Below are 23817 nucleotides of genomic sequence, written 5' to 3'. Positions count from 1 at the left end.
GAACGGCCCGGCAAGGTACAGTGGAGAAAACGCTTAGCTAAGAAAGAAAGGGGGCGGCGTCGTGGCCGCGAAACGATCGGTCGGCGTGACGGCCAGCAGCATGTATTTGTCGGAGGCGCTGCCCGTCCATGTGAATCGCGTGTCGGAATCGTTCCGGCTCGAGCTGCATCGGCACGAATTTTACGAAATTTGTTACGTCGGCGAAGGCAAAGGCTTTCATTACATCGAAGGCGAAACGTTGCCGGTGGCGAAGGGCGATCTGTTTTATTTGCCCGTCGGCGCGTCGCACGTGTTCCGGCCGTCGACGCCCGACCCGGACGCCGGCCGGCTGATCGTTTACAACTGTCTGTTCGAGGAATCGTTCGCCTCCCGCCTGATCGACGCGGCCGGGGGCGATCCGGTTATTCGCGCCATGCTGGAGAACCCGTATCCGGAGCAGCCGTGGCTTCGGATTCGCGATCGCGACGGCGCGCTGCAGCGAAGCTTCGCCGTCATGTACGAGGAGTTTCGGCTCCGCAGGCCGCATTTCGTTCCGGTCGTCTTGGCGGAAACGTTGCGCCTCCTCGTCGAACTCGCGCGCGGGAGGGAGGAGGCGGCCGCGCCTGCCGGCAATTCGGAAGGCGTGCCGCGCATGCGGGACACGGACGCCGCCGTCGACGAGGTCGCCTCGCTGCTGCGGCGCGCTCCCGCCGAGGCGCATTCCGCGGAGCGGTACGCCGAGCGCTGCGGCATGAGCGAGCGCCACTTCCGCCGCCGGTTCAAGGAGCGGTACGGTATGACGTTCCTCGAATATGTGCACCAATGCCGCATCCAATACAGCTGCGAGCTGCTGGCGGCGACGACCGACAAGGTCGCCGCCATCGCCCTGCAGGCGGGGTACAAGGACATCGCGTTTTTCAACCGTTTGTTCAAAAAAACGACGGGCACGACGCCAGGCGCGTACCGGTCCGCAGGGGCCGGCCGCGCGAACGGCGGCGGGGCTCCGTGAAACGATGCCGCTCGGCCGTCGAACCCCGAAACCGGGACCGACGGCTTATTTTTCGCGGCGGGACGACCCTTCCATTGTTTGGTTGTATATCCCTTGTAGAGCGGCCATATACTCTTATAAAGGGAAGGGAGGGGACACATCATGGAGCTGTTCACGCTGCTTGTCAACCCCGCCGGCATCGACGCGGAGCGCATCGCGGGCGCGATGGGCGACGCGCTATCGGAGCTACATACGATTCGCGGCGATCTCACGATTCGCCGCGTTCCGCTCACAGGCGGGACAGGCATCGTATGCGATATCGCGCCGACGAACGACGAGGATGCGCCGCAGGCCCGACGGATCGCGTCGCGCGTTCTGGCGGCGTCCTTCATAGAGGCGTACGAACCGGAGCTCGTCGATCGGTGTATCGCCAGGGAGCTGGGGCCGGACGATCAGGAAGGGTTCGACGCGGTGAAAACCCAGTGCGTCCGCTTGCTCGAACGAAAGGCGGAGTGCGCGGGGGAAGACGTGTTTTACCAGAGGCGGCTGACGAAGCTCGCCGGCGCGATCGAAGCGTATCTCGGCGAGGCGACGTTCCTCCATGCGGAAGGGTTCCTCCGTTTTCGGGCCGGGTCGTACGTGGAGGAGCTTCGGGATTCCGTCGCTTACGCGGTCGACGAGTGGATGATGGAGAAGCAGTATCAGGAATTTATATCCCTATTGAAATATTTCGTGTACATCCAAGAGGCGAAAATTCCGGCGGCGCACGTCGTGCACCACGGGAATCACGATTTCACGCTGCTTAATGAGCGGATGGCGCCGATCGACACGAAGCAGATGGACCAATTCGTCGTCGAGCTGATCGACAAAGACATCAGCTACGAGGACGTCATCGTCAGCACGCTGATCAGCGTGTCGCCGGGCAAGCTGTTCGTGCATTCCCGGACGCCGGAGGAGCAGGTCATCAAGACGATCTTGACCATATTCGAAGATCGGGCGGAGCTGTGCACCGACTGCCACATTTGCTTGCCGCTGCTCGAGGAGCGGAAACGGTAACGGCGGCCGCCGCGGAAAGCGGGCGGATCCCGCCTTGACGGATGCGCGCAGGATGCATATAATGGTGTCATATTTTTCAAACGGCTTCGACCGAAGACACGAGCGTTCCGACGCACCGCCCAGAGAGAGGAAACCCGGCTGCAATTTCCTCCGGCAAGCGAGAACGACTTACCGCTTCGAGAGCCGCGTCGGCGAATCCGGAACCAGGCCTGGACGGAGCGTAGCCGACGCCGGGACGTTCCCGTTACCGAACGACAGGTGAATGAAGCGCGTTCTCTGCAGGCGTCCGACGAAGGGCGGCCGGGGAACGAACTAGGGTGGAACCGCGAATGGAAGCATTCGTCCCTATGGGGATGGGTGCTTTTTTTATTTGAATTTTTTTGGGAGGATGAAGAGCAATGGTCAAAGTTACGCTGCCGGACGGCTCGATTCGCGAGTACGATGCGGGCGCCACGCTCGAGGACGTCGCCGGGTCGATTTCCTCGGGACTGAAGAAGAACGCGGTCGGAGGCAAGGTGAACGGCGTCTCCGTCGATTTGTCGTATGCGCTGAAGGAGGACGCCGCGGTCGAGATCGTCACGCTCGACTCGGAAGCGGGGCTCGAGGTGCTTCGCCACAGCACGGCGCATTTGCTGGCGCAGGCGATCAAGCGCATTTACGGCGCGGACAACGTCCGCCTCGGCGTCGGTCCGGTCATCGAGGACGGGTTTTATTACGACATCGACCTCGACACGCCGATCTCGGTCGAAGATTTCCCGAAGATCGAGAAGGAAATGGAGAAAATCGTGAACGAGAACCTCGCGATCACGCGCCGCGAGGTGAGCCGCGAAGAGGCGAAGGCGATTTTCAAGGGCATCAACGATCCGCTGAAGCTGGAGCTGCTCGACGCGATTCCGGGCGACGAGCCGATTTCGTTGTACGATCAAGGCGAGTTTTTCGACCTGTGCCGCGGGCCGCACCTGCCGTCGACGGGCCGCATCAAGGCGTTCAAGCTGCTGAGCGTGGCGGGCGCGTACTGGCGCGGCGACGCGAAGAACAAAATGCTGCAGCGGATCTACGGGACGGCGTTCCCGAAGAAGGCGCAGCTGGACGAGCATCTGGAGCTGCTCGAGGAAGCGAAGAAGCGAGACCATCGGAAAATCGGCCGCGAGCTGAAAATGTTCTCGTTCTCTCGCGAAGTCGGCCAAGGGCTGCCGCTCTGGCTGCCGCGGGGCGCGAAGCTGCGCCGCATCATGGAGCGCTACATCGTCGATCTCGAGGAGCGTCTCGGCTACAGCCATGTGTATACGCCGGTGCTCGCGAACGTAGAGCTGTATAAGATTTCCGGCCACTGGGAGCATTACCAAGAGGATATGTTCCCGCTGATGGGCATGGACAACGAGGAGCTCGTGCTTCGCCCGATGAACTGCCCGCACCACATGATGGTGTACAAGAGCGACATGCGCAGCTACCGCGACTTGCCGATCCGGATCGCCGAGCTCGGCACGATGCATCGCTACGAAATGTCCGGCGCCTTGACGGGTCTCCACCGCGTGCGCGCGATGACGCTGAACGACGCGCATATTTTCTGCCGTCCGGACCAAATCAAGGAAGAATTCGCCCGCGTCGTGCAGCTCATCCAGCACGTATACAAAGACTTCGGCATCGAGGAATACCGCTTCCGCTTGTCGTACCGCGATCCGAACAACAAGGAAAAGTATTATGACGACGACGCGATGTGGGAAATGTCGCAGCGCATGCTGAAGGAGGTCGTCGAGGATCTCGGCCTGCCGTATTACGAAGCCGAAGGCGAGGCGGCGTTCTACGGACCGAAGCTCGACGTGCAAATCAAGACGGCCCTGAAGAAAGAGGAGACGCTGTCGACCGCGCAGCTCGACTTCCTGCTTCCGCAGCGATTCGAGCTCGAATACGTCGGCGAAGACGGGCAGAAGCACCGCCCGGTCGTCATCCATCGCGGCATCATTTCGACGATGGAGCGCATGACGGCGTTCCTGCTCGAAAACTTCGCCGGCGCGCTGCCGACGTGGCTGTCGCCGATCCAAGCGATCGTCATTCCGGTCTCCGACAAGTTCGCCGACTACGCGAAGGACGTCCAGGCGAAGCTGCAAGGGAGCCGCGTTCGCGCCGAAGCCGATCTGCGCAACGAGAAGCTCGGCTATAAAATTCGCGAAGCGCAGCTCGAGCGCATTCCGTACATGTTCGTCGTCGGCGAGAACGAGCAGTCCGCCGGCACGGTATCGATCCGCCGGCGCGGCGAAGGCGATATCGGGGCCTTCTCCGTCGAAGACGCGGTGCGGATGATTCAAGAAGAGGTCGGGGGCAAAGTCTATTAATCGAATCTAGCAACGCCTTGGTTTTCATCCCCTCGTACGGAAAAAATAGGTTTCGTATGTATAAGAAACTTATGCCCTGGACACCCTCAGAATATGGGGGGATGAAACCAAATGATGACAACGACGGCAACCGTCAAAGTTCGATCCATGCTGATATGCCTGACGACGTTCCTATCGTTCTCGATGCTGGGTGGAATAGGAAACACGAAAATACTAGGGGCGCACGTCGAATCTTACGATGAGGTCGACTTGGCGCAACCGGTATCGGGATCCGTACACGGCATACACGCAACGGCTTCGGCGAGGGCGCCAGCCGCTCGTCCGACGTTCATGCAGCTGCTGCAGGCGAACGTCAAGTCGAAGTCGCAGTGGATGAAGCTGGCGAAGGCGGTGCCGGTGCTGCACGTAGATCGCATGAAGGAATACGAAGAAGTCGAAGTGACGGCGACGGGCTACACGGCCGGCGTGGAATCGACTGGCAAGACGCCCGACCATCCGCAGTACGGCATCACGTATTCCGGCGTCAAGGTCAAGCGCGACGTATTCTCTACGATCGCGGCCGACCGGAAGGTGTTCCCGATCGGAACGGTGCTTCATATCCCCGGATACGGATATGGCGTCGTCGCCGACACCGGGTCCGCCATCAAAGGCAAGAAGATCGACCTGTTCTTCGAGACGAAGAAGCAGGTGTACGACGAATGGGGCAAAAAGAAGGTCAAGGTTCGGGTTATATATAAAGGAAACGGAAAATTGACGGAGGAAGACCTGCAGCGGTTGAACGACATGATCCAGCAGGACGAGCGGCGGCGGAAAATATCCGTATAACGTCACGGTCCGCCGATCGGCCATCGAATCCCGTCGAATGCGAGAGGAACGCGTCAGCGTTCCTCTTTTCTTTTCCATCATCAGGGATTATAATGTTAGAAATAATAACGTGGACGTGAGGTGGGCGCTGTGGGTTGGTCGTTTTGGAAGAAATCAGGCAGCAATGTTAACAAAGGGGAAGCGGAAACCGTCGTTTCCTCGGAAGACATCGAATCGTTCCTGAACGAATCGCAAGTGTTTGCCGACCGGCTCGTCGCCAGCGTCGACGACTTGTCGCGCGCCGCGGATCATCTGAACGACATCGCGGAGCGTTCCATGGAGACCGGCGACAAGCTGCGCAAACGGAGCCTGCACGTCATGAGCCGGCTGAAGCAGACGCTCATTTGGATGAAAGAAGCGGACATGCAGGCCGAACGGGTGCAGACGCTGTCCGACCGGATGAAGCGCGAGAGCGAACAGGCGCGCGGCGGCATGGAAGCGATGGGCGGCGCCGTCGGGGAATCGGTCCGGGTCCTGTCGGAGCTGGAGCTTCATAACGCGGCGATGGTCGAGCAGGTCAAGGCGTCGATCGAACGAATGCGGCATATCGAAGAGGTCAACGAGCTGCTTCGCGACATCGTCGGGCAGACGTCGCTGCTCGCGCTGAACGCTTCCATCGAGGCGGCTCGCGCCGGGGAGTCCGGCCGCGGCTTCGTCGTCGTGGCTCAGCAAATCAAGAAGCTGGCGGAGCAAAGCCGCGAGGCGGTCGAACGGTCCTCCGGTTTCGTTCTGGAAATCGAGCAAGGCGCTTCGCAGGTCGCCGCCTCGGTCGAGACGGAGCGGACGAGCGTGCAGCGCGCGATCGGGCATGTTCGCGACATCGAGCTGCGGCTTGCGGACGTGGCGTCCGCGGTCCAAGCGGTGCACGATTCGGTCGCGGACGTCGCCGGCGCGAATCGGGAGCAGCGCGTGCGCATTTCCCGCACGGCCGAGATGGTGGAGGAGGCGGCGGAGCTCGGGCAGGAGACGGCGCAGAGCGTCGAGCAGACGATGAACGATATGGTGCTGCAGCGCGAAGGCATCGGCTCGCTGCAGACGGTCGGCGCCGGGCTGCAGCAGACGTCGGGCGAGCTGATTTCCGCGATTTTGTCGCTTCGCAAGGAAGGGGCCTCGGCGGCGGCCGGCGTCGACGCGGAGGAAGGCAAGCGCCTCCTGCGGCGGATCGCGAAGGAGCTGTCGAACGCGGGGCTCGATAAGGAGCTGCATCGCTCCACCCTCGTTCGCGCTTTGTCCGAGCATGACGGTCTCGAAGCCGTCTGGTCGAACGACCCCGACGGCAGGTTCATCTTCTCGGAGCCTGCCGCGGGGCTGCTGCACGCTCGCCATCGGGAATGGTGGAAGCGGGCGATGGCGGGCGAGCTGTATGTGTCGGAGCCGTACGTGTCCGCGATCACGAAGCGCCCCTGCGTCACGCTCGCGGTGCGCTGCGAGGGCGCGGCGGGAGCTGTCGTCGGCATCGATTTGCGGATGTGATACATAATCGGCGCGTGAGACGCTTACTCTAAGGAAAAACCGGGTAGGGGGATCTTGCGTTGATCGCTATCGAATCGAAACTGACGAACCGGGAATTGGATTTGGCTGAGCTGCAAGGCGCGCTCGAGCGGCTCGATTTTACGCTCGGCGGCAATTGGGAGTACGACCGCGGCTGCTTCGACAAGCGGCTCGACGGAGAGAAGCAGACCGTATGGCTGCGGGTGCCGTTCGAGGTCGTGCACGGCCGGCTGGACCCGGACGCGCCGGAGCCCGGCACGCGTGTCGTCGTCGGTGCGCCGTTCGTGCTTAGACACCTCTACAATCCGGGCGACGATCATGCCGCGGAATTTTATACGCTCGGCGCGCTCGTCAACCAATTCCAGGCGCCGATCGACCCCGACGCGGCCGTTGCCGATGCGGACGTGACCAAAGCGAAAGAGGTTCTGCAAGAGGTCGAAGCCGCCTTCGCTTAAGCTAAAATATTCAGCCCGAATTTATCCTCCTTTAAGGTTGCTTTAAGGTTCTTGGTCCACAATAGAGCCAAGCAAGCCATGAAGGAGGTTTTTTCTTATGGACGATCGCAATAACAATAATAACAATAACAACAACTCATCCAAGGAAAGCGAATATCATTACTATGTATACGGCCGGACCGTTTCGGACCGCGAGCCGCGGCAGCCGGAGCGTACGGCGCACGAGGCGCCGGTCGAAGCGGAGATGACGCCGCCGCGCGAGCTGCGGACGTATCCGATGGTGCAGACGTCGCCGAAGCCTCCGGCGCCGCCGCATTGGTCCTACTCGGAGCCGAAGCCGCCTCGCCGCTCCGGCTTCAAGAGCATCGTCGCGTCGTTCCTCGCGGGCGCGCTCGTCGTCGGCAGCCTCATGTTCGCGAGCGACCGGATGAACTTGTTCTCCGGCGGCGACGCAATTTCGACGTCCGGCGGCGCGGGCGCGGCGGCGGAGTCGTCGTCGAACGCGGCGGTATCCGCGAACGGCGGATCGTCGGTGACGACGGCCGCGCTCGAAACGGTGCGCCCGAATACGATCGCGGAGCTGGTGGACGTCGCTTCCCCGGCTGTCGTGAAAATCGTTACGTACGCGAACCAGCGGACGCGCGCGGGCTCCAGCTTGTTCGACCAATTTTTCGGCATTCCGGAGCAGCGTCAGCAGCCGAACGCCGGATCGGACAGCTTGGTGCAGGTCGGTTCGGGCTCGGGCTTCTTTTTCGATAAAGAAGGATACATTCTCACCAACGAGCATGTCATCAACGGCGCGGAGAAAGTCGAAGTCATCGTCGAAGGCACGAAGGAGCCGTACGTCGCGGAAGTGCTGGGCACGGCGTACGATTTGGACCTTGCGGTGCTGAAAGTCACGGGCGGCAACGATTTCCCGACGCTGCCGCTCGGCAACTCCAACGATATTCGCGTCGGCGACTGGGTCGTCGCGATCGGCAACCCGTACGAGTTCGACCATACGGTAACGGTCGGCGTCTTGTCCGCGAAGGAGCGGGAGATCAACATTTCCGACTCCGAAGGCACGCGCAGCTACCAGACGCTGCTCCAGACGGACGCGTCCATCAACCCGGGCAACTCGGGCGGTCCGCTGCTGAACTTGAACGGCGAAGTGATCGGCATTAACACGGCGGTCAACGCGCAGGCGCAAGGCATCGGCTTCGCGATTCCGACGAGCACGATTCTAGAGGTGCTCGACGCCTTGAAGGCAGACAAGGCCATTCCGCGCCCGTTCATCGGCATCAGCATGGCCGACGTGCCGGAAGAATACGTCGACGACCTGCAGCTGAAGAACGCCGACGGCGCGTTCATCGGCGAGGTAGTGCTCGGTTCCCCGGCGTACAAAGCGGGACTGCAGCAGTACGACGTCGTCACGGGCGCCGACGGCACGGCGATCAAGAGCGCCGACGAGCTGAAGAAGTACGTGGCGAAGAAGAAGCCGGGCGACAAAATCGCGCTGGACGTCGTCCGCAACGGCCAGACGGTGCAAGTGACGGTTACGGTCGGCGACCGGAACGAGATGAGCCGGCAATAAAGCAAGTGCCGAACGGCCGGACGGAACGCGTTTCCGTTCGGCCGTTTGTTTTGCTTGCGCCGGCGTTTTGCTATAACCTATGGGTAAGAGGGATCGAACGGAGGAGCGAACGGCATGAAGGAATCGATTCTAGTGATCGACGACGACGAGAAAATTACGTCGATGCTTCGCCGCGGCCTCGCTTTCGAAGGGTACCGCGTCCGGACGGCGCGGGGCGGGAACGAAGGGCTGGAAGCGCTGCGCCAGGAGGAGCCGGACCTCGTCGTGCTCGATATTATGATGCCGGGACTGGACGGCTGGGAAGTATGCCGCCGGCTGCGGGAGGCCGGAAGCCGCGTGCCGGTGCTCATGCTGACGGCGAAGGACGAAGTCGCGGACCGCGTGCGGGGGCTGGATACGGGCGCGGACGATTACTTGGTGAAGCCCTTCGCGCTCGAGGAGCTGCTCGCCCGCATACGGGCGCTGCTGCGGCGCAGCGGAGGCGCGGCCGGACGAGAGGAGCCGGAGGACGGCCGGCGGCTCGTGTTCGAGGATTTGTCGCTGAACCCCGACACCCGGGAGGCGATTCGGGGCGATCGCGTCGTCGAGCTGACGGCGAAGGAGTACGAGCTGCTGCATTTGTTCATGTCCAATCCGCGGCGCGTGCTGTCGCGCGACACGCTGATGGATAAAATCTGGGGGTACGACTACAGCGGAGAGTCGAACGTGCTGGAGGTTTACGTCGCGATGCTGCGGAACAAGCTGGAGGAGGGCGGCGAAAAGCGGCTCATCCAAACGGTGCGCGGCGCCGGGTACGTGCTGCGGGGCGACAAAGGATGAGCATCCGCCTTCGTTTAACGCTATGGTACAGCGCCGTGCTCGGCGTGACGGTCGTCGCGTTCTGCGTCGCCGTATATGTGCTCGTCTCGTACGTGCTCAGCGCGGGCGAGAAAAACAGCATGCAGACGCTGGCGAATCAGATCGAGCGGGAGATCGGCGTCCGCGTCGGGTGGAATTTGTTCCTCGGCCCGAGCATCGTGCCCGAGCTGCCCGCGCTGGACGAGTTCCGGTACTCGGGGTATTTCCTGCAAATCGTCGACCGGGAAGGCCGCATTCGGCAAAAAAACATTCGCGGCGAGCTGCCGCTGCCGTCCGTCGTCGAGGCGGGCCGGGAACTCGAGAGCGCCGCGTTCACGGAGCGGAACATCGGCGCGTCGACGGTTCTCGTATACAACGTGCCGATCCAACTGGAGGTCGATCGGAACGGCACAGCCGTATACGCCGGCATGCTGCAGGTCGGCACGACGATCGACGATTTGAAGCGGACGCTGGCGCATTTGCGCACGGTGCTGACGGTGACCGCGCTCGCCGCGGTGGCGCTCGCTTCGACGCTCGGCTGGTTTTTGGCGCGCAAGGCGCTGCAGCCGATCGAGCATTTGATCGGCGCCGCCGACCGGATCGGCCAAGCGGAGGATTTGAGCCACCGCATCGAATACGGCGGTCCGCAGGACGAGATCGGCAGGCTGACGTCGACGATCAACGGCATGCTCTCGCGCATCCAGAACGCGTACGGCGAATTGGAGGAGGCGGTGCAGGCGCAGCGGCGGTTCGTGTCCGACGCGTCGCACGAGCTGCGAACGCCGCTGACGACGATTCGCGGCAATGTGGAGCTGCTCGAGAAAATGTGGGCCCGCTGGCGCGACTCCGGCACGCTCGGCGAGCTCGACGAGGAGCAGGCGGCGCTCGCCCTGGAGTCGGTGCGCGACATCGCCGGGGAAGCCGAACGGATGAGCCGGCTCGTCAACGATTTGCTCATGCTGGCGCGGGCGGACGCAGGTCACCGCATGCGGAAGGAACGCGTCGAGCTGGCGCCGCTCGTGGCGGAGGTCGCCCGGAAGGCCGCGCATCTGCCGCGGACGGCGGAATGGGTCGTCGGCGATTTGTCGCCGCTCGAAGGCGTCGAGGTGATCGGCGACGCCGATGCGCTGCGGCAGCTGCTGTTCATTTTCATCGAGAACGCGTTCAAATATACGCCGTCCGGCGAAGTGGAGCTGACGGCGCTTCCTCCGGACGGCCTGGGAACCGTCGGGCTGCGCATCCGCGACACGGGCATCGGGATGGACAAGGAGCACGTGCCGCACATTTTCGACCGGTTCTATCGGGCGGACCCGTCGCGCGGGGAAACGAGCGGCACGGGGCTCGGCCTCGCCATCGCCCGGTGGATCATCGACGAGCATCAAGGCTCCGTCGAAGTGTTGACGCGGCCGGGCGGCGGCACGTCGTTCATCGTGCGGCTGCCGATCGCGCCGCCGCAGGAGCTGGAGCGGCCCGCGAAGCTCTAGCCGCAAGGGGGGATGCGCGCTCCCGATTATACTTCTGCGAGGTTATTCTTTATAATGGAACGGTAAAGGAGGGTGCGCACATGGAAGTCGTCAAAATTTCCCCGCGCGGCTACTGCTACGGCGTCGTCGACGCGATGGTGCTCGCGCTGCAGACGGCCCGCAACTTGGATCTGCCGCGGCCGATATACATTCTCGGCATGATCGTGCACAACGCTCATGTGACGGAGGCGTTCGAGCGGGAAGGCGTCATTACGCTCGACGGACCGAACCGTTTGGACATACTGGAGAACGTCGACAAAGGCACGGTCATTTTCACCGCTCACGGCGTATCGCCGGAGGTGCGCCGCCGCGCCGCAGAGAAAGGTCTCACCATGGTGGACGCGACGTGCCCGGACGTAACGAAGACGCACGATTTGATCCGCGCCAAGACGGCGGAAGGATACGAGATCATTTATATCGGCAAGAAAGGTCACCCCGAGCCGGAGGGCGCCGTCGGCGTCGCGCCGGACAAAGTGCATCTCATCGAGCGCGAGGAAGAAATCGATGCGCTGCCGATCGCGCCGGGCACTCGGCTGCTCGTCACAAACCAAACGACGATGAGCCAGTGGGACATTCGCCACATTATGAAGCGGGTGACGGACCGGTTTCCGCATGCGGAAATCCACAACGAAATTTGCCTCGCCACGCAGGTGCGGCAGGAGGCGGTGGCGGGGCAGGCGTCGCTCGCCGATCTCGTGATCGTCGTGGGCGATCCGCGCAGCAACAACTCGAACCGGCTCGCGCAGGTGTCCGAGGAGATCGCCGGCGTGAAGGCGTATCGGGTGGCGGACGTGACGGAAATTCGTCCGGAATGGCTGATGCCGCTGCGGAAGGTGGCAGTCACGTCGGGCGCCTCCACGCCGACGCCGGTGACGAAGGAAGTCATCGCGTACCTCGAAGCGTTCGATCCGAACGACCCGGCTACGTGGCCGGTCGTCCGCACGCTGAACCCGGACAAATTGCTGCCGACGGTGAAGGAACGCTGAATTCGGGACGGCGGCGCGGCGCTTGTCCGGCGTGCATCGCACTCCAACGGACAAGCATTGCTTGTGCTCAAAAAGGGGCGCGCTTCGATCAAGTTTATCTTGACGAGGGCGCCCTTTTTCACGTATAGTTACTTTAGTGATTAAAAGCGTAGAAGCTTAAAAGCGTATAAGCGTCGAAGTGTAAAAGTGATGTAAACGACGAAATCCATTTTTGGGGAGTGAATCGAATGATCGCGATTTTGGCGAACACGGCGGGGGAAGAGAGAATTCAAGAGGTGGTCCGGGCGATCGAGAAGCGCGGGCTTCAGGCGCACGTATCGAAAGGGACGGACCGGACGGTCGTCGGCATCATCGGGAAGGCGGAGCCGACGCTCGCCGAACAGCTTCGCCAAATGACCGGCGTCGAAAACGTCATCAAAATTTCGAAGTCTTACAAGCTGGCGAGCCGCGACTTCCATCCGGAAGATACGGTCATCGATATCAAAGGCGTGAAGATCGGCGGCGACGAGCTCGTCGTGATGGGCGGTCCTTGCGCGGTCGAAAACCGCGATCAAATTATGGAAATCGCGAAGCACGTCAAGGCGGCGGGCGCGCAAGTGCTCCGGGGCGGGGCGTTCAAGCCGCGCACGGGTCCGTACAGCTTCCAGGGCGTCGGCGTCGAAGGTCTCGAGTGGATGGCGGAAGCGGGCGAGAAGTACGGCCTCGTTACGATTACCGAGGTCATGACGCCGGAGTACGTCGACGTTTGCGCGGAGTACGCGGATATCATGCAGGTGGGCACGCGCAACATGCAGAATTTCGACCTGCTGCGCAAGCTCGGCACGTGCGGCAAGCCGGTGCTGCTGAAGCGGGGCTTCAGCGCGACGTACGATGAATGGCTGAACGCGGCCGAGTACATTCTCGCGGGCGGCAACCCGAACGTCATGCTGTGCGAGCGCGGCATCCGCACGTTCGAGACGTACACGCGGAACACGCTCGACTTGACGGCGATCCCGGTCGTCAAGCAGCTGAGCCACCTGCCGGTCATTTCCGACCCGAGCCACGGCACGGGACGCCGGGAGCTCGTCGCGACGATGTCGAAGGCGTCGGTCGCCGCCGGCGCGGACGGCCTCATTGTCGAGATGCACACCGACCCGGACAATTCGATGACGGGCGACGGCGTACAATCGCTGTTCCCGAACCAGTTCGAACAGCTTCTCCGCGAGCTGCAGCAGCTCGCTCCGCTCGTCGGCAAATCGTTCGAGACGGCGAAGCAGCCGGTTTCCTCGCTGTAATAGCATATGCGCGGTTCGCGCCCGCTTGTCGCCTTTCCGGCGGCAGGCGGGCGTTTGTTTTGCGCGGGGGCGGCGGTGGGCGGGCTTGGCGGCGGTGTGTAAGAGACAAATGTACCTTATTCGGCGGTGGGCGGGCATAACGGCGGTCTGTAAGAGACAAATGTTCCTTATTCGGCGGTAGGCGGGCTTGGCGGCGGTGTGTAAGGGACAAATGTTCCTTATTCGGCGGTCGGCGGGCTTGGCGGCGGTGTGTAAGAGACAAATGTTCCCTATTCGGCGCTTGACGGGCATGGCGGCGGTCTGTAAGAGCCAAATGTTCCTTATTCGGCGGTCGGCGGGCCTAACGGCTGTGTGTAAGCGACAAATGTACCTTATTCGGCGCTTGGCGGGCTTGGCGGCGGTGTGTAAGGGACAAATGTTCCTTATTCGGCGCTTGGCGGGCTTAACGGCGGAGTGTAAGAGACAAATGATCCTTATTCGGCGGTGGGCGGGCTTGGCGGCGGTTTGTAAGAGACAAATGTTCCTTATTCGGCGCTTGACGGGCTTGGCGGCGGTCTGTAAGGGATAAATGTTCCTTATTCGGCGGTGGGCGGGCTCGGCGGCGGTGTGTAAGAGACAAATGTTCCTTATTCGGCGCTTGACGGGCTTGGCGGCGGTCTGTAAGAGCCAAATGTTCCTTATGCGGCGCTTGGCGGGCTTGGCGGCGGAGTGTAAGCGACAAATGTACCTTATTCGGCGGTAGGCGGGCTTGGCGGCGGTGTGTAAGAGACAAATGTTCCTTATTCGGCGCTTGGCAAGCTTAACGGTGGTCTGTAAGGGACAAATGTTCCTTATTCGGCGGTAGGCGGGCTTGGCGGCGGTGTGTAAGCGACAAATGTTCCTTATGCGGCGCTCAGCGGGCCTAACGGCGGTGTGTAAGAGACAAATGTACCTTATGCGGCGCTCGGCGGGCATAACGGCGGTGTGTAAGCGACAAATGTTCCTTATTCGGCGGTGGGCGGGCTTGGCTGCAGTGAGTTCGCGTGCGCGTCGGCGGGCTTGGCGGCGGAGAGTTGGCGTTCGCGCTGGCGGGGCTCGCAAACCTGCGGATACTGGCAACCGCGACAGAGGCGGCCCGATGCGCTTCACGATCGTGCCGTAACGTAATAAATGTGACATGGGACATGTTACCAGAATGCAAGCAGCGCCGCGAGTTTGATGGCAACGCTTGCAATTGCCCGAAAACAGCGAAAATTTACTTTTGCCGGGGTGTAAGTATAGCTTACATATGCGCCAAAAATACCTTACATAACTATTGACGCTAATTATCTACGGGTTTATAATAACGACAAGGTTTTGCAAATTACTGAACGATTTGCACTTCTAAACCATTCATTGTTCGGAAATAGGAGGGTATTCATTCATGTCGGCACAAGACGTTCTCAAGTTAATTAAGGAAAAAAATATCGAGTGGGTGGACTTTCGCTTCGTAGGTCTGTCCGGTAAAGCACAGCACATTTCCTTACCTGCGGTTGAAGTCGAAGAAGAAACGTTCACGCTTGGCGTAGCTTTCGACGGTTCGTCCATCCCGGGCTTCCGCGGCATCGAAAACTCCGACATGGTTATGATCCCGGTTACGGAAACGGCGTTCATCGATCCGTTCACGGCTCATCCGACGCTGGTTATTATGTGCGACATTTACACGCCGGACGGCGAGCGCTATGACCGCGACCCGCGCGGCATCGCTCAAAAGGCTGAAGAATATTTGCAAACGACGGGCATCGGTACGGCAGCGTACTTCGGTCCGGAATCCGAATTTTTCATTTTCGACGACGTCCGTTTCGAAACGGGCATGAACAAGTCCTACTTCGAAGTAGACTCCGAAGAAGCAGCTTGGAACACGGGCCGCAAAGAAGAAGGCGGCAACCTTGGCTTCAAGATTCCGGTTAAAGGCGGCTACGTTCCGGTTCAGCCGGTCGACACGCAGCAGGACATCCGCAGCGAAATGTGCCGTTTGATGATGGAAGTCGGCATCCGCATCGACCGTCATCACCACGAAGTCGCTACGGCAGGTCAAGGCGAAATCAACTTCCGCTTCGACACGCTGACGAAAACGGCCGACAACCTGATGAAGTACAAATATATTGTTCATAACACAGCTCGTCAATACGGCAAAGTCGCAACGTTCATGCCGAAGCCGCTCTTCGGCGACAACGGCAGCGGCATGCACGTACACTCGTCGATTTTCAACGGCAGCGAGCCGCTCTTCTACGAGAAGGGTGGATACGGCAACATGTCCGAACTCGCGATGTACTACATCGGCGGCATCCTGCACCACGCGCCGGCTCTGATCGCGTTCACGAACCCGTCGACGAACTCGTTCAAGCGTCTCGTTCCGGGCTACGAGGCTCCGGTAAACCTGGCGTTCTCGAAGGGCAACCGCTCCGCTGCGGTCCGGATTCCGGTCGCTGCGGTATCGCCGAAAGGCGCGCGCATCGAGTTCCGTACGCCGGACTCGACGGCGAACCCGTACCTCGCGTTCGCGGCTATGCTGATGGCCGGCCTCGACGGCATTAAGAACAAGATCGACCCGCGCAAATTGGGCTACGGTCCGGTCGACAAGAACATTTACGAGCTGTCCGAAGAAGAGAAGAAGGAAATCCGCAGCGTTCCGGGCTCCCTGGACGAAGCGCTCGACGCTCTCGAAGCGGACTACGAATTCTTGACGCAAGGCAATGTATTCACGAAGGAATTCATCGATAACTACGTAGCGTACAAGCGCGACGAAGCGAAATCCGTTTCGATCCGCGTTCACCCGCACGAGTACGCGTTGTACTTCGACTGCTAATCCTCGTCAAGCCCGACAGCCCCGGCGGATTCCGCCGGGGCTGTTTTGCCGCGTCGCGCCGCGCCCTTGAAATGCCGCTCCCGGAACGGTAAAGTGATAAGGAAAGCAACAGTCACCAACGGTTTCGACAGACACAAAGGAGCGGAATTCATGTCCAACAATCCCGTTGACCCGTCCGCGGCGCAGAGGCACGGCTTCGCGACGGATGAGCGCATCCTTTACATATGCTCCGACTCGGTAGGGGAGACGGCCGAAGCGGTCGCCCGGGCGACGCTGCGGCAGTTCGGCGGCAAAAAAATCCGCATCAAGCGGGTCGGCCACGTGCGCGAGGCGGAAGAGGTCGAGCGTCTGCTCGCAGAGGCGAAGGAGCACGGCAGCTTCGTCGCGTACACGCTCGTGCAGCCGAAGCTGCGAGAGACGATGGTGCGGGAGTCGAAAAGGCTCGGCGTTCGCGTCGTCGACATCATGGGGCCGATGATCCAAGCGTTCGTGGACACGTTCCACGACTCGCCGGCCCGCAAGCCCGGCCTGCTGCACGAGATGGACGAGCAATATTTCAAGCGCGTGGAGGCGATCGAATTCGCCGTGCGCTACGACGACGGACGCGATCCGTCCGGCTTGCCGCGCGCGCAGGTGGTGCTGGTCGGCGTGTCCCGCACGTCGAAGACGCCGCTCAGCATGTTCCTCGCGCACAAAGGGTTCCGCGTCGCGAACTGGCCGCTCGTCCCGGAGGTGAAGCTGCCGGACGAGCTGCTGCGGCTCGATCCGGAGCGCGTCTTCGGCTTGACGATGCAGCCGGAGGCGATCCACAAAATTCGTACCGAGCGGCTGCGCGCGGTCGGATTGCCCGAAGGGGCCGCGTACGCGTCGGTCGATCGCATCCGCCGCGAGCTCGATTACGCCGCTTCGGTGATGGAGCGCATCGGCTGCCGCGTCATCGACGTGTCCGACAAAGCGATCGAAGAAACCGCCGGCATCATTATGGGATATTTCTCTTGAACCGGCGAATCGTCCTTGCTATGATAGGTGAAATCGAAAACGGAAATGGGAGTGGAACGGTTGACCAAGAGAGCGTATAACTTCAATGCGGGTCCCGCGGCGCTGCCGCTGTCGGTGCTCCAGACGGCCGCCGAGCAGATGACGAATTTCGAAGGCACCGGCATGTCCGTCATGGAAATGTCCCATCGCAGCGAAAACTACGAGCGGCTGAACAACGAAACGCAGCAGCTGTTCAAGACGCTGTTCGGCATTCCCGAAGGATATAAAGTGCTCTTCCTCCAAGGCGGGGCGAGCACGCAGTTCGCCATGATTCCGATGAACCTGCTGCCGGCCGGCAAGACGGCGGCGTACGTCGTCCACGGCGCATGGGGCACGAAGGCGTTCAAGGAAGCAAAGCTGTTCGGCGATGCCGCGACGATCGCCTCCACGAAGGAGAGCGGCTTCAAGAGCGTCCCGGACATGAAGAACCTGAAGCTGCCGGACAACGCGGCGTACCTCCACGTCACGACGAACGAAACGATCGAAGGCGTGCAAATGACGGAGTTCCCGGACACCGGCGACGTCCCGCTTATCGCGGACATGTCCAGCGACATCTTGAGCCGTCCGCTCGACGTATCGAAGTTCGGGCTCATCTATGCGGGCGCGCAGAAGAACCTCGGTCCGTCCGGCGTCACGGTCGTTATCGCGAAGGACGAGCTCGTAGACAAATCGCCGGAGCATCTGGCGACGATGCTGCGCTACGACACGCACGCGTCGAACAATTCGCTGTACAACACGCCGCCGTCGTTCTCCGTGTACATCATGAACTTAGTGCTGCGCTGGATCGAGTCGGAGGGCGGTCTCGCCGGCATCGAGAAGCGTAACGCGGAGAAGACGGATCTCATCTACCGGGCGATCGACGAAAGCGACGGCTTCTACATCGGGCACGCGGAGCCGGCGTACCGTTCGCGGATGAACATCACGTTCCGCTTGCGCACCGAAGAGGCGGAGAAGGCGTTCTTGAAAGCGGCGTCCGCGGCCGGCTTCGTCGGCTTGAAGGGGCACCGCAGCGTCGGCGGCTGCCGCGCGTCGACCTACAACGCCGTGCCGTACGAGGCGTGCGCGGCGCTGGCGCAGTTCATGGAAGACTTCCGCCGTCAGTCCCAATAAGAGTTTCGCGGCAACGAAATAAGCACCTCGCCCGGCTGCGCGTCGCATGCGTCGTCTCGGGCGGGGTGCTTTGCGTTGAAACCTGTCGTCTGAAGAAACCAATCAGCCGTTCAGCGCCGTATCCTTCGCCGGGGCTTCGCTCAGCTTGTACCCGACATTGCGGATCGTTACAATGTACTCAGGGCTGCGAGGATTGCGCTCGATTTTGTCTCGAAGATGGCTGATGTGGACGTCTACGATGCGGGTGTCTCCGAGGAAGTGGTAATCCCATACGCCGTGAAGCAGCTGTTGGCGGGACAACACTTTCCCGGGATGCTTCATCATGTACAGCAGCAGATCGAATTCTTTGGGCGTCAGATCGACGCGTTCGCCGTCGACCATCGCTTCCCGCTGCTCGGGCTTCACAAGGATAGAACCGTGAACCATCGGTTCGTCCGTCTGCAGCGCCGGCAGCGCCGCGGTGCGTCGAAGAATCGCTTGGATGCGGGAGACGAGCTCTTGCGGGGAGAACGGTTTCGTCATATAATCGTCTGCGCCGTTATCGAGGCCTGCGATTTTGTCGGACAAATCTTGCAGCGCGGTCAGCATGACGATCGGAACGAGATTGCCTTCCGATCGCAGCCGGCGGCACACTTGAATGCCATCCATCTTCGGGAGCATCAAGTCCAAAACGATGACGTCGGGGCGGAACGTCGGGAGCACTTGAAATACGGCCTCTCCGTCGTACACGCAATGGACGTCGTAACCGGCCAATTTCAAGTTGAAATCGATCAGCATGGAGATGGATGGTTCGTCGTCAACGACCAATACTCTTTTCTTCATGGTCCGTTTCGCTCCTAGGTAGAGATGCGTTCATCGCCGGACTGCGGCGCACAACCATTATCCCGCACGGACGTCAACGCCGAATTAACGGATGATTAACTTAATGTAAAACTTTTGTTGAGAGGAATGAACGAACGTGGCGTTCCATATCGTATTGGTCGAGCCGGAAATTCCGGCGAATACGGGCAACATTTCCCGCACGTGCGCCGGCACCGGCGCGCATCTGCACCTCGTGAAGCCGCTCGGCTTCTCGATCGAGGACAAAGATTTGAAACGGGCGGGCCTGGATTATTGGCCTCACGTCAAGCTGCACGTGCATGAATCGTTCGATGACGTGCTGGAGCAGTACGGGGGCGGGCGCATGTTTTTCGCGACGACGAAAGGGAGCCGCTCGTATACCGATTTCGAATACCAGGAGGGGGATATGTTCGTATTCGGCAAAGAGACCAAAGGATTGCCCGACTCGATCCTCTCGCGCTTCCCGGAGCGACGCATCCGCATTCCGATCAACAATGAGCATATCCGCTCGCTGAACTTGTCGAACTCGGTGGCGATCGTGCTGTTCGAAGCGCTTCGGCAGGTCGGATTCCCGTCGCTCCATATGTCGGGACCGACATCATAAACGGCGTTACGCAGCAACAACGCCCCGTCGACGGCTCCGTCGATGGGGCGTTGTTTTCGTTATGAGGCGTGAAACGTATCCAGCTATGAAGCGTTCTTCCGGCCGTATACGAAATACAGCGTAAGGGAGGACATGATCATAAGGATGACGGTATACACCAGCGTCAGCGCCTTGGTGTCGGCCAGCGCCTGCGCGTCGGTGCTGTTCTTGATGACGATGCCGAGCGGCTGATACAGCGGATGATACAAGAATACGGTCAAATCGTAGTCAGCCAGAATGCTGTTGAAATTGAGCGCCAGCACGGCGAGCGTCGACGGCAGCACGATCGGCAGCACCACCCGCCGGAACGTATACAACGATTTCGCCCCCAAATTGCGGGCCGCGTCCTCCAAATTGCCGTCCAGGTTGAAGAAGGACGCCTTCACCATCCGCAGCGTAAACGGGATGTGCACGATGACGTAGCCGAGAAACAGCATCCAATGCGTGCCGACGAGCACCGCGTTCCCGATGACGAGCCGCGGCTCGTTGAACGTAACGATCAGCCCGATGGCGATCAACGTCGCCGGGAGCATCCAAGGGATGAGCAGCGCGTATTCCAACGCGGCCGTCCACTTGTTTTTGTATTTGTGCAATATGCGCGAAGCCATCAGCGCCAGCGCGGCGACGGCGACCGAGGCGGCCGCGGCGTACGCGATGCTGACCAAATAAGGCTTGAACGCGTTCATGTTCGAGAAGACCAGCTTATAGTTATCCAACGTAAAGCTGCCTGCGTCCAATGCCGCGGAAGCGATGCTGCGCGCATCCGTGAAGGAGAAGACGACGATCAGCACGACCGGCACGATGTAGATCAAGAACAAGGCGTATGCGAGCGCATGCGCGGCGAAATTGCCGATGCGGTTCTGAATCTTTTGTTTGACCAGCTCCGACTTCACCTTCGAAACCGACATGAAATTGCCTCGATGCTCGAGCCGAATCATCAGCGTCAGCAGGAGCAGCGTGGCCAGTCCGAGAATAAGCGCCAGCAGCGCGGCCAAATCTCTCGAAGTCATGCTCTTCGAAAACGTCAGGATCATCGGCGTGATCGTTTGGAATTCGGTACCGCCTAAAATCAAAGGCGCCGACGTCGCCGAGAGCCCGGTCAGGAAAATCAAAATGGTCAGCGCGAACATCGTAGGCTTCAATACCGGCAACACGACCCTCCATAAGATATAAAAGGAGGACGCGCCCATATTTCTCGCCGCTTCGACCGTCTGGAAATCGATCTTCCGAATCGCGTTGCCCAAAAACAGCACATGATTGGACGTGCAGGCGAACGTCATGACGAACAGCACCGCCCAATAGCCGTGAAACCAGCCCGCGTCGAAGGAAGGAAACCAACCGGCCAGCAGCTTCGTGATGAACCCGGTTTCGCCGTACACGAATTTGTACCCGGATACGAGGACGACGCCGCCGTAAATGAGCGTCGTAAAATATCCAAGCCGCAGCAGCTTCGCGCCTTTAATATCGAAGTATTCCGTGAGCAAAACGAGCGCGACGCCGACGACGTTGACGGTCACGACAAGCGATACGGCGAGCAGAAAGCTATTGTACAAGCTTTTCATCGCCCGAGCCGACGACAGCAGCTTAGACGCCGCCTCGAGCGTGAAGGTGCCGTTCGGGAAAAAGATTTCGTAGTAAATGTTCACATTGGGATAAATCAAAAAGGCGATGACGAACCATGCGATCAGACCGTACATGATCAATGCGGTCGGACGGATGGACGCCAGCCGGTTTTTCCACAATTCCGCGTTCAACGTCCTGCCCCCATCCCTCAATACTGTAAAATGTCCCCGGTCCTGATGTACACATCGACGGCGTCGCCGACGCTGCGGAGATCTTGGCCGCTTTCCTTTTCGATCGTTTTCAGGAGCCCGCCCCCGTCGATCCGCAGCGCGTATTTGCTGTACAATCCGTAAAATTCCCGGTCGACGATCGTTCCTTTGAACGAGACGACGTCCTCTCCCTGCAACGGGGCGAGGCTCACTTTTTCGTTCCGGATGTAAGCTTTCTTGTTCGAATCGATTCGCTCGTGCAGCCGGCTGTTCCGGAGCAGCTCCGGATCGATGCGGTTAATGTCCCCGATGAAGTTGCACACGAATTCCGTCCGCGAACGGTTGTAAATTTCTTGCGGCGTGCCGACCTGCTCGACGTTGCCGTGATTGAACACGGCGATCCGGTCGGACAGCGTGAGCGCCTCTTCCTGATCGTGCGTCACGTAAATCGTCGTGATGCCGAACTTTTTCTGCAGCTCTTTCAGCTCGTTCCGCAGCTGGACGCGCAGCTTCGCGTCGAGGTTCGACAGCGGCTCGTCCAGCGCGAGAATGCTAGGCTTCAGCACGAGCGCTCTGGCGATCGCGACGCGCTGCTGCTGGCCGCCGGACAGCTCGGACACCTTCTTGAACAGCTGCTCGTCCTTCAAATCCACCTTGCGGGCGATTTCCCGAACGTCCCGATCGACTTCGGCCTTGGCCGCTTTCTTGACGCGCATCCCGAAGGCGATGTTTTCGTACACGTTCATGGTCGGAAACAGGGCGTAGCTCTGAAACACCATGCCGATGCCTCGCTGCTCGATCGGGACGCGGGTGATATCCCGGCCGTTCAGCGTAATGCGGCCGCCGGAAGGAGAAATGAATCCGACGAGCGTGCGGAGGATCGTCGTTTTGCCGCAGCCGGAAGGGCCGAGGAAGGTGAAAAATTCGCCTTCGCGGATGTCCAGATTCAGGTCTTTGACGGCGTGAAAGGAACCGAAATGAATTTGTACGTCTTGGAATGTAATCATAAATACCCCTAAGTTCGAATGACTTGGAAAGAAGGACTGCATATTGGCTTCCCAATATGCAGTCCGGCGGCATGAAAGTTTATTCCATGATTTGCAGTTCGATTTTTTCGACCCATTGCCCGACGTTGTCGGCGATGAAGCCCCAGTCGAGAGGCTGCGCCTTGAGCGAAGCGTACATTTCTTTCACGGACGGGTTCGCTTGCTCCGCCGCCTTCGTATTCGCCGGCATCGCGTTGAAATCCGCGGCGAATGCGCCTTGCACTTCGGCCGTGCCCATCCATTCGACGAACCGCTGCGCCGTCTCCAGCTTCTTCGTGCCGTTCACGATCGCTACGTGCTCGACGATCATCGGGACGCCGATCTCCGGAGCGGCGAAGCCGGCTTTCACTTTGTACTGCTCCTCTTTCTTGGCGAGCGTGCCGGAGACGAGCGTCCCGATCGGCGTCTTGCCGCTGGCGAGGTTGGCGTAGAAGTCTTCCCCTTCGACCGCGCGGACTCCGTTCGCGTACAGCTGACGGATTTCGTTCCAGCCTTCCTCGGAGATGCCGAGATCGCCGTTCGGGTCCTGGTAGCGGGTCAAGATGCCCGCGACGACGAGCTGCGGCGTAATTTGCCCGAGCAGCGTCGGCGCTTCGTATTTGCCTTTGAACGCGTCGTTCTTATACAGCTCCGTCCAATCCTTCGGCGCCGTCTCCGGCGTGAATGCGTCGGGGTTATAGCCGAGCAGGATCGCCTGCTTCACGAGACCGTGGTAGTAGCCTTCCGGGTCGTTGAGGCCCGCTTCGACTTCGCCGGCCCATTGCGGAACGTACGAGATCAGGACGTTTTCTTTCTTCAGGTTTTCGTACAGCATGTTGTTCAAACCGTACACGACGTCCGCCGTCGGGTTGTTTTTCTCCGCGATCAGCCGGTTCGTCAAATCGGCGCCGCCGGCTCCGACGAGCTCGATGTCGAAGCCCGCGCTCTTCGCGCGCTCGATCAGCCATTCCCCGCGGCCGTCGGAATTCGCATTCGTGTACACGATGAGCTTCTCGTTCGCCGCCGGCTGTTCCGCCGCCGGCTCGTTCGTCTCCGCGCCGGAGGCCGCCGGCGTTTCGGCCGGAGCCGGCGTCTCCGCCGTCTCCCCGCCGCTCGCGCCGCCGCACGCCGTTACCGCCAAACTAACCACTGCAAACAAAGCCGCCGTTACCAATCTTTTCATTGTCCTTGTCACTCCTTCAA

The 23817-nt window shown here is 60.5% G+C and carries 19 protein-coding genes; 15 read left to right on the top strand and 4 right to left on the bottom strand.

Going from position 1 to position 23817, the window contains the following annotated elements; translation table 11 throughout:
* The first annotated feature begins 61 nt into the window (after positions 1–61).
* From VE009_RS02285 to serC, 14 genes are all read left to right on the top strand, one after another.
* Positions 62–988, top strand: coding sequence for an AraC family transcriptional regulator (locus tag VE009_RS02285; RefSeq protein WP_325005767.1), 927 nt, complete (start codon positions 62–64; stop codon positions 986–988).
* A 141-nt stretch (positions 989–1129) separates the two neighbouring features.
* Complete coding sequence (locus tag VE009_RS02280; RefSeq protein ID WP_325005766.1) at positions 1130–2023, top strand: putative sporulation protein YtxC; 894 nt, start codon at positions 1130–1132, stop codon at positions 2021–2023.
* A gap of 398 nt (positions 2024–2421) precedes the next feature.
* Positions 2422–4356, top strand: a complete 1935-nt coding sequence (gene thrS, locus VE009_RS02275; protein ID WP_325005765.1) for a threonine--tRNA ligase — start codon at positions 2422–2424, stop codon at positions 4354–4356.
* Between the two features lie 111 nt (positions 4357–4467).
* A complete protein-coding gene (locus tag VE009_RS02270) occupies positions 4468–5181 on the top strand; it encodes a 3D domain-containing protein (protein WP_325005764.1) in 714 nt (237 codons plus the stop codon).
* Positions 5182–5310: 129 nt separating this feature from the next.
* Complete coding sequence (locus VE009_RS02265; RefSeq protein ID WP_325005763.1) at positions 5311–6693, top strand: methyl-accepting chemotaxis protein; 1383 nt, start codon at positions 5311–5313, stop codon at positions 6691–6693.
* A 59-nt stretch (positions 6694–6752) separates the two neighbouring features.
* Positions 6753–7166, top strand: coding sequence for a YugN family protein (locus tag VE009_RS02260; protein ID WP_325005762.1), 414 nt, complete (start codon positions 6753–6755; stop codon positions 7164–7166).
* 97 nt (positions 7167–7263) lie between these two features.
* Complete coding sequence (locus VE009_RS02255; RefSeq protein ID WP_325005761.1) at positions 7264–8739, top strand: S1C family serine protease; 1476 nt, start codon at positions 7264–7266, stop codon at positions 8737–8739.
* Positions 8740–8853: 114 nt separating this feature from the next.
* Positions 8854–9558, top strand: a complete 705-nt coding sequence (locus VE009_RS02250) for a response regulator transcription factor (RefSeq protein ID WP_325005760.1) — start codon at positions 8854–8856, stop codon at positions 9556–9558.
* Entirely contained in the window at positions 9555–11060 is a 1506-nt protein-coding gene (locus VE009_RS02245) for a HAMP domain-containing sensor histidine kinase (protein ID WP_325005759.1), read from the top strand. Before VE009_RS02250 ends, VE009_RS02245 begins: the two co-directional genes overlap by 4 nt.
* Positions 11061–11140: 80 nt before the next feature.
* The gene (locus VE009_RS02240) at positions 11141–12085 is read left to right on the top strand and encodes a 4-hydroxy-3-methylbut-2-enyl diphosphate reductase (RefSeq protein WP_325005758.1); all 945 of its coding nucleotides are present in this window, start codon (positions 11141–11143) and stop codon (positions 12083–12085) included.
* A gap of 227 nt (positions 12086–12312) precedes the next feature.
* Complete coding sequence (gene aroF, locus VE009_RS02235; protein WP_325005757.1) at positions 12313–13359, top strand: 3-deoxy-7-phosphoheptulonate synthase; 1047 nt, start codon at positions 12313–12315, stop codon at positions 13357–13359.
* A 1402-nt stretch (positions 13360–14761) separates the two neighbouring features.
* Positions 14762–16186: a type I glutamate--ammonia ligase gene (gene glnA / locus VE009_RS02230; protein ID WP_325005756.1), complete on the top strand. Its 1425-nt coding sequence runs from the start codon at positions 14762–14764 to the stop codon at positions 16184–16186.
* A 150-nt stretch (positions 16187–16336) separates the two neighbouring features.
* Positions 16337–17185 (top strand): pyruvate, water dikinase regulatory protein, encoded by an 849-nt coding sequence (locus VE009_RS02225; protein ID WP_325005755.1) that lies wholly within the window; start codon positions 16337–16339, stop codon positions 17183–17185.
* A gap of 60 nt (positions 17186–17245) precedes the next feature.
* A complete protein-coding gene (serC, locus tag VE009_RS02220; protein ID WP_325005754.1) occupies positions 17246–18334 on the top strand; it encodes a 3-phosphoserine/phosphohydroxythreonine transaminase in 1089 nt (362 codons plus the stop codon).
* 102 nt (positions 18335–18436) lie between these two features.
* Here serC and VE009_RS02215 read toward each other — a convergent pair whose 3' ends face one another.
* Positions 18437–19156 (bottom strand): response regulator transcription factor, encoded by a 720-nt coding sequence (locus VE009_RS02215; protein WP_325005753.1) that lies wholly within the window; start codon positions 19154–19156, stop codon positions 18437–18439.
* A gap of 136 nt (positions 19157–19292) precedes the next feature.
* Here VE009_RS02215 and trmL point away from each other — a divergent pair, with 136 nt between their 5' ends.
* Positions 19293–19778 (top strand): tRNA (uridine(34)/cytosine(34)/5-carboxymethylaminomethyluridine(34)-2'-O)-methyltransferase TrmL, encoded by a 486-nt coding sequence (gene trmL / locus VE009_RS02210; protein ID WP_325005752.1) that lies wholly within the window; start codon positions 19293–19295, stop codon positions 19776–19778.
* An 83-nt stretch (positions 19779–19861) separates the two neighbouring features.
* Here trmL and VE009_RS02205 read toward each other — a convergent pair whose 3' ends face one another.
* The 3 genes from VE009_RS02205 to VE009_RS02195 all read right to left on the bottom strand — a co-directional run bounded on the left by VE009_RS02205 (position 19862) and on the right by VE009_RS02195 (position 23797).
* Positions 19862–21514, bottom strand: coding sequence for an iron ABC transporter permease (locus VE009_RS02205; protein ID WP_325005949.1), 1653 nt, complete (start codon positions 21512–21514; stop codon positions 19862–19864).
* 74 nt (positions 21515–21588) lie between these two features.
* Entirely contained in the window at positions 21589–22596 is a 1008-nt protein-coding gene (locus tag VE009_RS02200) for an ABC transporter ATP-binding protein (protein WP_325005751.1), read from the bottom strand.
* Positions 22597–22675: 79 nt separating this feature from the next.
* Positions 22676–23797, bottom strand: coding sequence for an extracellular solute-binding protein (locus VE009_RS02195; protein WP_325005750.1), 1122 nt, complete (start codon positions 23795–23797; stop codon positions 22676–22678).
* Positions 23798–23817 lie beyond the last annotated feature (20 nt).

This window comes from Paenibacillus sp., assembly GCF_035645195.1.
Taxonomy (GTDB): Bacteria; Bacillota; Bacilli; order Paenibacillales; family YIM-B00363; genus Paenibacillus_AE.
Note: the sequence above shows the minus strand (reverse complement) of the source record. Positions and strands in the feature narration are given on the sequence as shown.

Bases quoted from the DNA above. Each gene is read 5' to 3' on its own strand.
- VE009_RS02280 (WP_325005766.1), top strand. From the start codon at position 1,130: ATGGAGCTGTTCACGCTGCTTGTCAACCCCGCCGGCATCGACGCGGAG.
- VE009_RS02195 (WP_325005750.1), bottom strand. From the start codon at position 23,797: ATGAAAAGATTGGTAACGGCGGCTTTGTTTGCAGTGGTTAGTTTGGCG.
- VE009_RS02225 (WP_325005755.1), top strand. From the start codon at position 16,337: ATGTCCAACAATCCCGTTGACCCGTCCGCGGCGCAGAGGCACGGCTTC.
- VE009_RS02205 (WP_325005949.1), bottom strand. From the start codon at position 21,514: ATGTACGGTCTGATCGCATGGTTCGTCATCGCCTTTTTGATTTATCCC.
- VE009_RS02250 (WP_325005760.1), top strand. From the start codon at position 8,854: ATGAAGGAATCGATTCTAGTGATCGACGACGACGAGAAAATTACGTCG.
- glnA (WP_325005756.1), top strand. From the start codon at position 14,762: ATGTCGGCACAAGACGTTCTCAAGTTAATTAAGGAAAAAAATATCGAG.
- VE009_RS02240 (WP_325005758.1), top strand. From the start codon at position 11,141: ATGGAAGTCGTCAAAATTTCCCCGCGCGGCTACTGCTACGGCGTCGTC.
- VE009_RS02215 (WP_325005753.1), bottom strand. From the start codon at position 19,156: ATGAAGAAAAGAGTATTGGTCGTTGACGACGAACCATCCATCTCCATG.
- VE009_RS02200 (WP_325005751.1), bottom strand. From the start codon at position 22,596: ATGATTACATTCCAAGACGTACAAATTCATTTCGGTTCCTTTCACGCC.
- thrS (WP_325005765.1), top strand. From the start codon at position 2,422: ATGGTCAAAGTTACGCTGCCGGACGGCTCGATTCGCGAGTACGATGCG.
- aroF (WP_325005757.1), top strand. From the start codon at position 12,313: ATGATCGCGATTTTGGCGAACACGGCGGGGGAAGAGAGAATTCAAGAG.
- VE009_RS02270 (WP_325005764.1), top strand. From the start codon at position 4,468: ATGATGACAACGACGGCAACCGTCAAAGTTCGATCCATGCTGATATGC.
- VE009_RS02255 (WP_325005761.1), top strand. From the start codon at position 7,264: ATGGACGATCGCAATAACAATAATAACAATAACAACAACTCATCCAAG.
- VE009_RS02245 (WP_325005759.1), top strand. From the start codon at position 9,555: ATGAGCATCCGCCTTCGTTTAACGCTATGGTACAGCGCCGTGCTCGGC.